General features: G+C 66.5%; 11 protein-coding genes. 2 read left to right on the top strand and 9 right to left on the bottom strand.

Translation table 11 applies throughout. The annotated features are described in order from the left end of the window. Window positions 1-27: 27 nt before the first annotated feature. Window positions 28-444: an arsenate reductase ArsC gene (locus QSV35_RS16825; RefSeq protein WP_286289983.1), complete on the bottom strand. Its 417-nt coding sequence runs from the start codon at window positions 442-444 to the stop codon at window positions 28-30. 316 nt (window positions 445-760) lie between these two features. Next, a complete protein-coding gene (locus QSV35_RS16820; RefSeq protein ID WP_286289982.1) occupies window positions 761-2074 on the bottom strand; it encodes an FAD-dependent oxidoreductase in 1314 nt (437 codons plus the stop codon). Between the two features lie 83 nt (window positions 2075-2157). Between QSV35_RS16820 and QSV35_RS16815 the strand changes: the two genes are divergently transcribed. Further along, a complete protein-coding gene (locus tag QSV35_RS16815; RefSeq protein WP_286289981.1) occupies window positions 2158-2502 on the top strand; it encodes an ArsR/SmtB family transcription factor in 345 nt (114 codons plus the stop codon). A gap of 690 nt (window positions 2503-3192) precedes the next feature. Here QSV35_RS16815 and QSV35_RS16810 read toward each other — a convergent pair. The 6 genes from QSV35_RS16810 to QSV35_RS16785 all read right to left on the bottom strand — a co-directional run bounded on the left by QSV35_RS16810 (window position 3193) and on the right by QSV35_RS16785 (window position 10272). Then, window positions 3193-3996, bottom strand: a complete 804-nt coding sequence (locus tag QSV35_RS16810; RefSeq protein ID WP_286289980.1) for a nucleotidyl transferase AbiEii/AbiGii toxin family protein — start codon at window positions 3994-3996, stop codon at window positions 3193-3195. Further along, window positions 3980-4642, bottom strand: coding sequence for a hypothetical protein (locus QSV35_RS16805; RefSeq protein ID WP_286289979.1), 663 nt, complete (start codon window positions 4640-4642; stop codon window positions 3980-3982). The genes QSV35_RS16810 and QSV35_RS16805 overlap by 17 nt, the downstream gene beginning before the upstream one ends. A gap of 593 nt (window positions 4643-5235) precedes the next feature. Beyond that, window positions 5236-5733: a hypothetical protein gene (locus tag QSV35_RS16800; protein ID WP_286289978.1), complete on the bottom strand. Its 498-nt coding sequence runs from the start codon at window positions 5731-5733 to the stop codon at window positions 5236-5238. Window positions 5734-5739: 6 nt separating this feature from the next. Continuing rightward, window positions 5740-7557 carry an alkyl sulfatase dimerization domain-containing protein gene (locus QSV35_RS16795; RefSeq protein ID WP_286289977.1) on the bottom strand — a complete coding sequence of 606 codons (1818 nt, stop codon included), beginning with the start codon at window positions 7555-7557 and terminating at the stop codon, window positions 5740-5742. After that, entirely contained in the window at window positions 7467-8108 is a 642-nt protein-coding gene (locus QSV35_RS16790; RefSeq protein ID WP_286289976.1) for a GAP family protein, read from the bottom strand. Before QSV35_RS16790 ends, QSV35_RS16795 begins: the two co-directional genes overlap by 91 nt. 496 nt (window positions 8109-8604) lie before the next feature. Then, complete coding sequence (locus QSV35_RS16785) at window positions 8605-10272, bottom strand: SulP family inorganic anion transporter (RefSeq protein WP_286289975.1); 1668 nt, start codon at window positions 10270-10272, stop codon at window positions 8605-8607. Between the two features lie 220 nt (window positions 10273-10492). Between QSV35_RS16785 and QSV35_RS16780 the strand changes: the two genes are divergently transcribed. Then, window positions 10493-11560, top strand: coding sequence for a TIGR03118 family protein (locus QSV35_RS16780; RefSeq protein ID WP_286289974.1), 1068 nt, complete (start codon window positions 10493-10495; stop codon window positions 11558-11560). A 449-nt stretch (window positions 11561-12009) separates the two neighbouring features. On the opposite strand, the gene QSV35_RS16775 is transcribed toward QSV35_RS16780, so the two are convergent. Further along, window positions 12010-12507: a metallophosphoesterase family protein gene (locus QSV35_RS16775; RefSeq protein ID WP_286289973.1), complete on the bottom strand. Its 498-nt coding sequence runs from the start codon at window positions 12505-12507 to the stop codon at window positions 12010-12012. Window positions 12508-12587 lie beyond the last annotated feature (80 nt).

The raw sequence follows: 12587 nt of genomic DNA, 5'->3' as shown, positions 1-12587 counted from the left end.
TGCCTCTGCCTCTGCCTCTGCCCCGGCTCAGCTGGCCGCGTGGGCCATGATCAACTCGGCAAGCAGCTCCTCGACCCGTGCGCGGATCTCGTCGCGAATCGGGCGGACAGCCTCGATCGACTGGCCGGCCGGGTCGTCGAGCACCCAGTCCTCGTACCGCTTGCCGGGGAAGATCGGGCAAGCATCGCCGCATCCCATCGTGATGACGACGTCCGATTCGCGGACGGCATCCACCGTGAGGACCTTCGGCGTGTTTCCGGCGATGTCGATGCCTTCCTCGGCCATCGCCTGGATCGCGATCGGGTTGATCTCGTCTTTCGGCTCGGACCCCGCCGAGAGCACCTCGACGCGGTCCCCCGCGAACGCGCGGAGGAAGCCGGCGGCCATCTGCGAGCGGCCCGCGTTGTGCACGCACACGAACAGGACGGTGGGCTTGTCGGTCATTCGTGGAGTCGCTTTCTCTCGTGAGTCCGTGTTCGTAGTCGACGCCATTGACGATGCTGCGCCGTTCGATGAGGACGGTATCGCGCCACTGGCCGGCATGCGGGCCGAGCCCTGAGCGGGCGATCCGCTGCGGTCCGGCCCACGACGGCATCTCCAAGGTCGACCGCAACCAGGCGAGCAGCCGCGATCTTGCCGGCGTCGAACGCGTCCCAGGCCGGGGTGGCGACCACGAAGGTCGCCTCCCCATCCTCGATGCCCTGCGCGTGGATCGCCTCGACCGCCGGCCAGTCTGCCGGCGTCATCGCGCGAATCGTCGTCACGAGCAGCAGCTCGAGCCGCCAGCATCGCTCGTCGAGCACACGCCGGTCGCGGGCAGCACGAGCTCGACGTTCGACGCCGACGCCACGTCGCCCGCCAGCCACGCTGTCACCGAGCGGACCTGCTCGTACCCGGTCGCGAGCAGGAATGTCGGGGCCCGGCCGTAGGACTTCATGCCCACGATGAAGAACCCCTGCTCCGGTTGGGTCAGCTCCCGGAACCCGTGCGGCTCGACCGTGCCGCACGAGTGCACGTTCGGGTCGATCAGCGGCGCGAGCCGCTTGGGCGCTTCGACGATGTCATCCAGCTCGAGGCGGATCTCGCGGAGCATGTCGAGGTTCGGCCGGAACCCGGTCGCGTTGACGACGACGTCCGTCGTATGCGTGACAACCTCACCGCGGCGGTGGCCGACGAGTTCGACGCGGTCACCGGTGCGGCGTGCGCGGATGATCTCGAATCCGTCGACGAGGTCGATCTGACCGGTGGCAACGGCACGCTCGGTCCTGCTGCCGAGAGCTGCCCGGTCGATGAGCTCGTCATTCTCCGAGGACGACACGCGCACGGCCTTGGTGTTGCGGATCAGCCAGGTGGCGGTGGTGCCCGGTTCCTCTCGAGCGAGCTTTGCGAGTGCGAGCAGGGTGTTGGCCGCGGAGTGACCAGCGCCCACGACAGTGGTGTGCCGGCCGGCGAAGGTGGCGCGGTCCCGACCGAGTACGTCGGGGAGCGCGTGGGTCACGGCATCCGAGATCTCGTCGAAGCCCAGGAGTCCGAGCCCGTTCGAGGACAGCGAGTTGGGTGATAGGTAGGTGCCGGATGCATCGATGACGGCTCGGGCCGTCAGGTCCTCAACGTTGTCACCCTCACGCGTGCGGAGCGCGAAGGGGGTCGCCGCCCGCCCGCGGGTGCGGGTACGGTCCATGCCCTCCCGGGTGACGCCGAGAACCTCGACGCCGAGTCGGGTCCGCGACGCGATCTGCTCGAGCCGCGACAACGGGAGGACGTAGTCGTCGATCAACTCGTGGCCCGTCGGCGCGCGATCAGGCGATGGCAGCTCCCATCCGGTCGCTTCCAGCAGGCGCCGGGATGCCGGGTCGACGAGATGCTTCCACGGGGAGAACAGACGCGTGTGACCCCACGCTCGCACGCTGGCCGCGATCTCATCTCCGGCCTCGAGCACCATGAAGTCGATGCCTCGCTCTGCGAGGTTCGCTGCGGCAGCCAGCCCGATCGGGCCGGCTCCGATGATCGCGACCGGCAGCGTGTCCAGCCGGTCGCTGGTGGCGACACGTGGGGTGAGGTCGAGCAAGGTCATGGCGTCCTCCATATATCGATGATCTTCGATATGGCAGTCTCCGCCCTATATCGACAGATGTCAATATCGACTATTATCGATGCATGATCGAGCTCGAGGTCACCGATGTCACAGCGACGTGCTGTGCTCCGCTCGTCCGAGAGACGCTGTCGCCGGAGGATGCCGAGCGGCTCGCGCACACAATGAAGGCCCTCGCCGACCCGACCCGGCTGCGACTGCTCTCCATCGTCGCGGCCTCCGAGGGCGCCGAGGCCTGCGTGTGCGACCTCATCGAGCCGGTCGGCCTCAGCCAGCCGACGGTGTCGCACCACCTCAAGGTGCTCACCGAGGCGGGGTTCCTTACGCGCAGCAAGCGGGGCACGTGGGCCTACTTCGCGCTCGTACCCGGTGCCCTCGACCGTATCTCGGACGTCCTCGTCAGCAAATAGCCGACGGCCCTCGGGCGGCCGGGCCGGCGCGCGTAATCGGGTGCGCGCGTGTGTGGTCGCGATCCGGATAGACGGTCGTTCATCGACCTAGTGGCCGATGCGAATGAGCGTTGGCTCCGACAACGCGAGATCGACTCGAGAAGCAGGGACCGTGAGCCTCGTCCAACAGACGACGAATGCAATGCACGCAGGCACTTTGAAGTGACACTCCCCCGATCCCCTGCAATGTCTGGGATCCGGTGTAAACCGGGTTGCATGGTCCGAGGAAGGTATTCGAAGGCAAAGGTCCGCCGCGAGGACATTTATCGACGGCAGCGCGAGGCGAACGACGCCGCGGTGACCGTTGCTCGCGAACGCGCCGCGGCCAAGCGTGAGGCTGAGAGAACATATACGGCGTCACGCGAGCTCGAGGTCTTCTGGGGCGGCCGTGAGGATGGACTTCGTCGGCTTAGCGACATCTCCCGTCAGCTCGCGAAGTTGCATCGCGCCGAGCACACGCTGCTGAATGAGCGAGATGAGTTGGTGGGCGCGTTGCGCTCGGCCGACGTATCGTGGGCACTGCTCTCGTCGTGGTCGGGACTGAGTCGGCAAGCCCTGAGCAAGCGAGCCGCTCCGATGGCGGGAGCCGATCAACGTTAGGGATCCTAGAGTTGATTTACCCTCCGACGTGGCAACTTTGCGGTTGTCCGCTCAGAGCTTGGCGAGCACCTCACGGACGGCAGTGGCGGCCTCGGTAGCTGTCACCGCTGGGATGCATTGGTGCCCGAGGGAATCTTGCCATTCGGCATCCGTCGGTAAGCGGGTGAACGAGATCTTCGACGCACTCGTGTACGGCCCGTATCTGCCGAACACCTTCTCGGCGGCAGCATCGATCTTTCCGGCCTGCGCGAGCGCCCAGAGATCGTAGAGGTCACGAGGCGCTGCACGATCGTGCCAGGACGACAACTTCGATGCCACGAACGCCGACGGCGTGAGCACCCGTAGCTTCGCGGGCGGGGCATCGCTGTAGCGCTGCTCGATGTCTACGATCTCCGTCGGCCAGTCGGGATATCCGTTGGACGCGAGCAGCTGGATCTGGACGCGCGTGGCACCGACCTGCATGACCGATGGATCGGGATGTCTGGCCTCCCGGATCCGAGGAGTGAAGATGACCGCTCCGAACGTGCGCCGGAATCGGTCGATGATCGCGGCTTCGATCCTGTCGCCGAGCTCGGCGCGGTCACTGCGCGCGATAAGGTCGATGTCCTCCGAGAGCCGGACGTCGACGAGATGAGTGCGCGCGAGAGCGGTGCCGCCGAAGAACACGACGTCGTCGGTGCCGACGCTCGCGATGGCGGCGAGTGCGTGCGAGATGACGTGATCGCGGATGACCTGCTCTGCTGCCACACCGAACAGCTGCTCCACGGCGATCTGTTCATCGGGGTCGAGCACACCAGGAACCGGCGCCGATTGTGATCTCGCGGGCATGCGGTTGGCTTCATCCCGCTGCGCCATGCAGCACCTCCTCGCTCATCTCGTTCAGCATCGTCCGAAGTTGCGCGTTCGCGCGGCCGTGCACATTCACGATCGCATTGAGATCCTCGGGTCGAACCTGGGCCCGCAAGTTGCGAACAGCTGCGGCCGCCTCGTCGGGCATCCCGCCCTGAGCAGGCTTCATGGTCAGGTCATAGAGCGTCTGCGCCGGGGTGGTGACGAGTGCCGGCCCCAGCTCGGTCCGTTCGAGAACCGCGTCGAGGCGTCCGATGTCGCGGGGGATCATGTAGACGCGGCCGCCTCGGTCCAATTCGACCGGCGGCCGGCCTGCCTCGGGAACCGCCACCGTCGTGACGCCGATCGCACGAGGAATGGCCGCCCAATGGCGCGCAGCACCGAGCCCCATGAGGACCACGCGGCGGTTCCCGAAACGCGCGGTGGCAACCGCGAGGCCCGCCGCTTCGATGGTGGGACGCCACGTTCGGCCGTCGCGGCCATCCGGAGGCACCGTGTAGACGCCATGAGCAAGGCGAGTAGCGGCCCCCCGTTCGACGAGTCGGTCAACGTTCCGCCATACGTTGGTGCCGAGTGCGCGAAGGTCCACGTACCGCGCAGTCCGCAGTGGGGCGCGCTCGATCGTCCGGACAATGTCGATGTCGGTGACCATGGAATCTCCCTTACTGAGAGTGAGTATACACCAGTCGTATACTCACTCTCAGTAACTTAACCACTCGGCCACCGCAGGCTACGGAAATCGATCGGCGCCGATAGCTCCCCACCTCATGAAGCAGCGCGTCGTGGCCGAAGCAATCAAGGATCCGCAGACACGCGCGCCTCCGTCGATGTCGCAGTGGTGGCCATCGCCGTGGCGACGCTCGTCATCGCCGCGCTCGTCATCGCAATCGTCGTCGTCGCGCTCGTCGCCGCCGTCTTCGCTCGTCGCCGCCGTCGTCGTCGACGCTCGTCATCGCCGCCACAATTGCTGCCCGCTGCGCGCGGGCCGACTCGGCACCGAATTCGACGCGATGCCGAAGGCACTCCTCAAACGGGCCGAGGCCAGAGCGCGAGCCGCTCAGGCGACCTCGCCACAGGTGACACATCTACTGGCACAGTTAGGCGCGACACGCCGTGTAGATTGGCGTATTTTCGTGCAGGTGAGCCACCGAGCGAACTCTCGAAAACCGCGGAATTCCGCGGTAAAACGGGGCAAAGGCAATTAGTATTACGAAAGTTCGAATCCCCCATCCTCCGCCACTTCGTCTACCTCGAGTCGCGTTCGGCCTGGCGGCGCGCGCCTTGAGCCCGGCTGGATGCGTCGCGCTTCTTTCCTCCGCTGGTCTTTCTGTGTTCTCGCGTCACCCCGGCGCCGGAGACTTTGCCGCCGGAGATGGGGGCGCTGTCCGGACCGGTTTCCTTCCCGGCCTGAGCACGGGCAAGCCGTTCGTTCTTGAGTTGCTCGGCGTGCTCGTGCGCAAGCGCGGCGAGCCGCTCGGAGACTCGGGCGAGCGCTTCCTCGAAGGCCTCAGCACGGAGGCGATCTTTGCTGCCCTTGGGATGCGCGGCACCGCGCGAACCCATATCGACCACCGTCCGGGCGGCTTTCCGGCGATAGTTCGTGACGTGCTTATTGCGTGCCCGGCGGATCCGTTTGTGCAGGCTGAGAAGCTCATCCTCATCCAGCCGCTCCATGCGCGTCGACTCGATCTCTCGGAGGAGATCCCGTTCTGAGTCTTTCAGGACCCACAAGTAGTCGTCCATGGCGTCTCACCGCATGTGCATGTGGAAGGGGGTCAATTCCCTGTCCAGCAGTCCCTGGAGCTGGGCCCACGCCGCCGCATCCCCCAAGACCACCGTGGGGTCTCCTTTCCCGTTGACCTGCGCAGGCGTGGCCTCGACAACGACCGCCGCGTCGGGCGCCAGCCCGTCCTCGACGTGAAGCACTCGGTTGCGGATGCGAACGGTGAGTTCCTTGCCCCCGTCGGCGGGACGGATCCCGACAGCCAGGTTGACTCCTTTCGCCTTCTCCGCATCCAATTGGTACCGCCAGCGGCTGACCACCTCGGCGACCGGCAACTCGACCGCGAAGACCTGTGCGAACGCGCCGAGGATCTGGGCGGGATCCACCGTCCCTTCGAGTTCGAGGGCACCGGTGAGGTACCACGATCGTGCGATGGGGTTGATCTGCTGATAGCCGAGAGCTCGCAATGCCGCTGCCTTCACCAGGCGCGCGTCCTCATTCTCAGGGTCGGCGCGCAGGGCGATCTGGGCGAGTTCGGCCGCAAGCTGGTGCTCGCCGGCAGCATGGTCGGCTTTCGCCGCATCCAGGACCTTGTCGACGCCCCCCATGAGCTCGGTGAAGCGCGCGGCCTTTACAGCCGGCTGGGACGGGAACAGGTCCGCGGAGTCACCGGAGAACCAGCTCACCCACCCCGTGAAGAACTCCGGGACGGAGGTGATGGGGGTCCCGTACATGGGCACCGTGTAGGGCGGGTCCCACATCTCCTCGGGCAGATCCTTCAGCGCGTGCTGCAGTTCGACCGGCGTGTAGCCCTTGTTGATGAGCCGGATCGACTGATCCCACAGATACTTCGTCGCGTCGATGTACTTGCTCACGTGGCCCGCGATCTCGTCCTTGCCCTGAATCGGTCGGAGGTGAGAGCCGACCAGCCACTCGGGCCGCACCTCGAGGACCCTTTTCAACGCGGCGATGTAGTTGTCCGGAATGCGCGGCTTGGAACCTCGGATGCTGTGCAGGTTCGGGATGCCGGTGAAGAACTCGTCGGCGATCGCGATCAAGTCGTACTCCGGCACGTGGAGGCCGAACTCGCTGATCGCCTCACCGCCTGTATAGAACGCGGTCAGTTCCAGGCCCGCCACGGTCAGGGTGGTGTCCTCCGAGAAGAACTTCGTCGGCGGTATGTACGCCCCCGCACCTGGGCGAATCAGCCCGATGCCGTGATGATGCATCTCTTCGGGGGCGAGGAAGGCGCCGCCGAAGTACCCGGCACCCATGGACTGCCGTTGCAGGATCTCGCCGAACTCGTTGGCCATTTCCTCGAGGAAGTTCGACCAGGCGTAGATGTCGACCTCGCCGGCGGCGACGGCGGCCGGATCCACGATCGCAGCTGCCCCGTTGTAGTGGTCCGTGTGGTGGTGGGAGTAGAACACCGCCTTGATCGGCTTGTCCGAGATCTTCTTGATCTCCTTTGCGATGAACTCGCCCGCTTCATGGCTCATGCCGACGTCGTAGAGGATGAGACCCTCGGGTGCATCGAAGACGATGCAGTCGCCGATGAGGCCGTCCGGGCAGTAGATCGTCCATACCGGCAGGTCACCGCATTGATAGGTGCCCTGCTGTTCGACGGTCAGCCGCCGATGCTCCAGGAAATAGTCGGGCCAAGAGCGTTCCACGTCATACGGATTTCCCATCGCACTCTCCTTTGTCTGGCGATCTTGTGGGAATGAACAGCCGGAAATTCGAGCAGCCGTTCTCAGAAACTCTGAAGTCCTTCTCCGATCAGCACGACACCGATCACGAGGAGCAGGACGGCCATGATGGTGGCGTTGTTCCGCACGAGCCACTCGCGCAGCGAATCGAGCGGACCGCTCATCGCGTCTCGTGCGACGAAGTAGCCGATGACCGGAATGGCGACGGACGCGGCCGAGATGATCACGAAGACGACGATGGCGATCACGGTCGCAGCGATCGTCAGCTCGGCAGCGCCGATAGTGATCCCCGCGCCCGAGGCGAGCACGATGTTCTTCGGGTTGATCGCCACGAACAGGAAGGCCAGGACGATGGCCCGGCCGACCGTGAGCGAGTCGATCGCGCTCAGCCAGGCGGGCAACGTCGCCGGTTCGTCGCCCTTGGGCCGTGAGCGCCATTGCCTGACGGCGAGGAGCAGCAGGACGACACCGAGCACGATCCTGATCGTCCCGGCGATCGGCTGGGACGCGCTGGGATCCGCGACCGGGATGACGGCGCCGAGGAGGGTGAAGACCACCACGCTGATCGTGATCCCGAGGATCCACCCGAGCAGGAACGCCGTACTCGTGCGCCCCGCGCGCGGCGACAACAACAGCAGGATTGTGGCGATGATCGGAATGGGACTGATTGCAATCCCGACGGCCATCGGCAGAATCTCACCGATTACGGCCCACACTGACAACCCTCGATCCTGAGAGTGCACGCCGACTCGACACCATGCACTTTCGAGCCGGATGCCAGGCAATCGTCTTGCGCAGTAGATTATGCGCCCCGATCCGACAATCTGCCATACCCGTACGGCTACCCGCACGGAGTTCGGCGCCGTATGTCGAGGTACTCCGACTAGTGGGTAGTGACCGGCCGACAGCGGAGATACGGTTGCCTCGAGTTCTCGCCGTGGATTCCTCCTCAGGTGAGAAAAGGCGTGGATACTCGGCCCCGCGGGTGCGATCCTGGCCGTGCCTGTGACGATCGTGCTGAAGGCCGTCTTCATCGACAGGGATGATCGGCCTGCCTGGTTGCGCGGTCTCGTGTTGTCACGGCGCGGAATCAAGCGTCGACTGGATTCCGATGGGGATGCTCCGGCATTCGAGTAGGTCGCTCATGACCTTCGCGCCCGTCTTCGCGCGACGCGGGCGGAATCACGTCGCGCTGACTTCTTTGCCCGCGTCCGCGTATGCCACGCGCAGTGTCCTGCCGACCCATTCGGTGCCGCGGTAAAGGTTCCGTTCGCCGATATCGGCGGCGAGACCGCTTGAGATGAGGTGGTCGTACACGCGCTTCTCGCTGACGACGAGCTTGAGCGTCGAGCCGGCGCCGGCCAGCGCGGAGTGCAGGCGGCGCAGCACCTCGATGATCGCGAGGCCGATGTCGTCGGTGCCACGCAGCCGGACGATCACCACACTGCCCTTCGACTCCGGTGTCACCTCGGGGAACTGCCCTTCCACGATCGGGGCGCTCGCGAAGAAGAGGCTGCCGTATGGCTGCAGTATGACGATCTCGCCCCCGCCGACGGTGGCGGGCGCCTCCGTCTCGCGCACGTGTCCGTCGTCGGCGATCATCACGCGGCGCACGAGCACCCGGTTCGACTGCTTCGCGACGAACAGCACGATGCCGAGGCCCGCGCCGACGAGCACCGCGAACTGCAGCGGGATGAGCAGGGTCAGGAGGAACGTCACGATCATCGTCGTGGTCTGCAGCAGCCCGCTTTTGATCACCGAATACACACGGCTGGGTTTGACCGATCCGATGCCGACGACGACGAGCAGCGCCGCGAGCGCCGGCATCGCCACATGACCGACGGCTGCCGCTCCGATCAGGATGGTGAGGGCCATCGCGATCCCGGCGTAGATCAGCGACATTCGGGTCTTCGCGCCTGCCTGGACGACAAGAGCGGATGCCGACATCGATCCGCCGACCGGCATCCCGCGGAACAGCCCGGACACGATGTTGCCGGCGCCCTGGCCGAGGATGTCGCGTGAGGCTTCGGCCGGCCGCCCGTCCGGGGTGGGGATGCCAGCCGACACCCCTGCGCCCTGCACCATCCCGACGAACGACAATGACACCGCAGGGAGCAGGAGGTACGGCACATCGTTCGGCGATGGGAGCACCGGGGCCGGCAGAGCCGGCGGGACGACGACGATGTCGTTCAGGACCTCGACCTGCCGCCCGACCCACAGGTTCAGCAGCGCCGCGACGACCGAACCGAGCACGACGGCGACCACGAGCCCCAGGCTTCCGACCCGAGTGCGCTCGAGCACCACGATCGTCAAGATCGTGATCGCGCCGACGACGACGGCCGGAAGACTCCAGTCCGCAATATGGAACAGCAGGTCGAAGGTGCGCAGGATGCGGTTGGCGCCGTGCGCGTCGTAGCCGGTCAGGTTCCCCAGCTGGCCCAGCACGATGTTCACGCCGACCGCGGAGATGAACCCCGTCATGACCGCGGTCGGCACGAACCGGACGAGCTTGCCGGCGCGCAACAGGCCGGCGATGATCATCAGGGTCCCGACCATCATCGACAGGGTGTACAGCGCGCGGTCCGGGTCGGGGCGCGTCTCCAGCCCCGCATCCGCCACGATGAGGGCCATCGCGCCGGTCGCCTGCACCGCCATATACGCGCTGCTCGTGAACACTGCCGCGCCGACCATGCCGAACAGATAGCCATACAGGCCCGCCAGCGGGTTCACCCCCGCGAGAACACCGAACGCCAGCCCATCCGGGACGCTCGTGACACCGAGCACCAGCCCGGCGACCGCATCCCTGCCGGCCGTCTTCCTCGAGAACCAACGCTCAGCGTCATTCCCCACGCGCTCAGCCTAAGACGCGAGGCGGGACCGAGGTACCCGGGCGGATGGAGATCGCGTCGTCCCGACTTTCGCCCTGCGAGGGGTTGACGCGACCTGCCGGCGTCGTGCCGCTCTTCTCCGTCGAAGATCCGCCACAGCGTGAACCCTGGCGGGCTCCACCTCGTGTGAGTGAAGACGGGCCTGCGCCGTTGCAGGCCGCATCTCGAGGAGGCGCAATGTCATGGTTGCCAAAAGAACCATCGTCGGAGCCGCCGGCCTAGCGCTGGCATTGGCCGTGGCGGTCGCCGGACCGGCGAACGCGGCCGGAACGGGCACATTTCAACAGATCAACCTCGTGTCCAATCAACCAGGAGTCGCGGCGCTCACGGATCCAGCGCTCGTGAACGGCTGGGGCTTGTCTCACGGGCCCAACACGCCGGTATGGGTCTCGGACAACGGATCCGATCAAACGACGCTCTACACGGCGGGCACCGGAGGCAACTCGGTGACCAAGGTGCGCTCCGTCGCCATCCCGGGCGGTGCTCCAACAGGCCAGGTGTTCAACACCACGCTGGGGTTCGACGTACCCGGGACCACCACCCCCACACCGGCACGGTTCATCTTCGCCGGCGAGGACGGCTTCATCTCCGCATGGGCCGGTGGTGCCGCAGCCACCCAGGTCGGCGGGCAGATGCCCGACTCGGTCTTCAAGGGCCTGGCTCTGGTGCAGAGCCCGACCGGACCGCTGCTGCTCGCGACGAACTTCCGCGCCAACCGGATCGACGCCTGGAACTCGTCGTGGACCCTCGTGTCGACGCCGTCGATGTTCCACGACCCGGGCCTGCCCGCCGGCTACGCGCCGTTCAACGTGGCCGAGATCAACGGCCAGGTGTTCGTGACGTACGCCCAGCAGGACGCGGCGCTCCACGACGACGTTGCAGGGCCGGCGCACGGGTTCATCGACGTCTACACGACGGGCGGCGACTTCGTGAAACGGTTCGCGACTCACGGCGTGCTCAACTCGCCCTGGGGCATGACCCTCGCACCCGCGAGTTTCGGCCAGTTCGGCGGCGACCTGCTCGTCGGGAACTTCGGCGACGGGCGGATCCACGTGTTCGACCCGCAGACCGGCGCGGTCCTCGGAGTTCTCCGCGGTATGTCTGGAGGACCGCTGGTCATCGACGGGCTCTGGGGCCTGATCGTCGGCACCCAGGTTGCCGGTGGCACTGAGTCCGTGTGGTTCAGCGCGGGGCCGAACGGCGAGTCGAACGGCCTGCTGGGCCTGCTCCAGCCCGCTGGGAACGGCTAGACACCGACGAGCGGTGAAGGTGGCCGGGACCGCGGCAGCGGCCTCCGGCCACTCGGTGCGCGAGAGCGCCCTATGCGGCGTCGGCGCCGAGGCGCAACACGACGTCGCTGTAGGCGACGCCTGCCACCGAGTGCTGGCGGCCGGGAACTCAGGGACGGACGGTGTGACGCTGGCAACGCCCAGGATCGATCCCGCCTCGCTCCGCACGGCGAGATGGAACGCCCCCGGCACGTCGTCATCCGGCATGTGCAGGCCAAGGTCCGCGCGATCACGGCGGAGAAGCTCCCGACGCAGCGGGTACGTCTGCTCAGCCGACACTTCGGTCACGGTCCACGTCGCGCCTGAGAGTGTGTCACGCAACTGCAACGCTACGAACCAGTGACGACCCCCTGAGATCGACTGGTGGATCGCCACCGTGGCACAGCGCGCCCCCGCCGCTACACGCCGGGTCACTCGACCGGCAGCAACTCGACCTCGAGCCGCCCGTCTGTCTCGACGACGACCGTCATCATCGTGTGCCGCGGCTGCCTGCGGCGGTCCGTCGGCGAGCCCGGGTTGAGCAGGCGAAGACCGCTGGGCGTCACGGTGTCCCACGGGATGTGGCTGTGCCCGAACACGAGCACGTCCGCATCGGGGAAGGCCAGGTCCATGCGCCGCTCCCGCGACTTCGCGTCGCCCGTCTCGTGCACGACAGCGAATCTGAGCCCCTCGATGGTGCGCCGCGCGACCTCGGGCAGCACCGCGCGGAGGTCGTCACCGTCGTTGTTGCCGTACACGCCAAGCACCTCGCAGTGCCGCTGGAGCTCTTCGAGCACGGATGCCGCGACCCAATCGCCGGCATGGACGATGAGGTCCGCCGCATCCGCCTCACGAATCACGGCATCGGGCACCCGGCGCGCGCGGTCCGGGATGTGCGTGTCGGAGATGAGGAGGAGCCTGGACGTCACCCGTCCAGCATCCTCGATCGAGCGCGACCTCGCCCGCGGAGAGGCGGCCCCCCGAGCCGGCTACTCCGCGGTTCGTCACG

It is taken from the genome of Microbacterium candidum, assembly GCF_030315975.1.
Taxonomy (GTDB): domain Bacteria; phylum Actinomycetota; class Actinomycetes; order Actinomycetales; family Microbacteriaceae; genus Microbacterium; species Microbacterium candidum.
The sequence above is the reverse complement of the archived record's forward strand: the minus strand, read 5'-3'. Positions and strand labels throughout refer to the sequence as shown.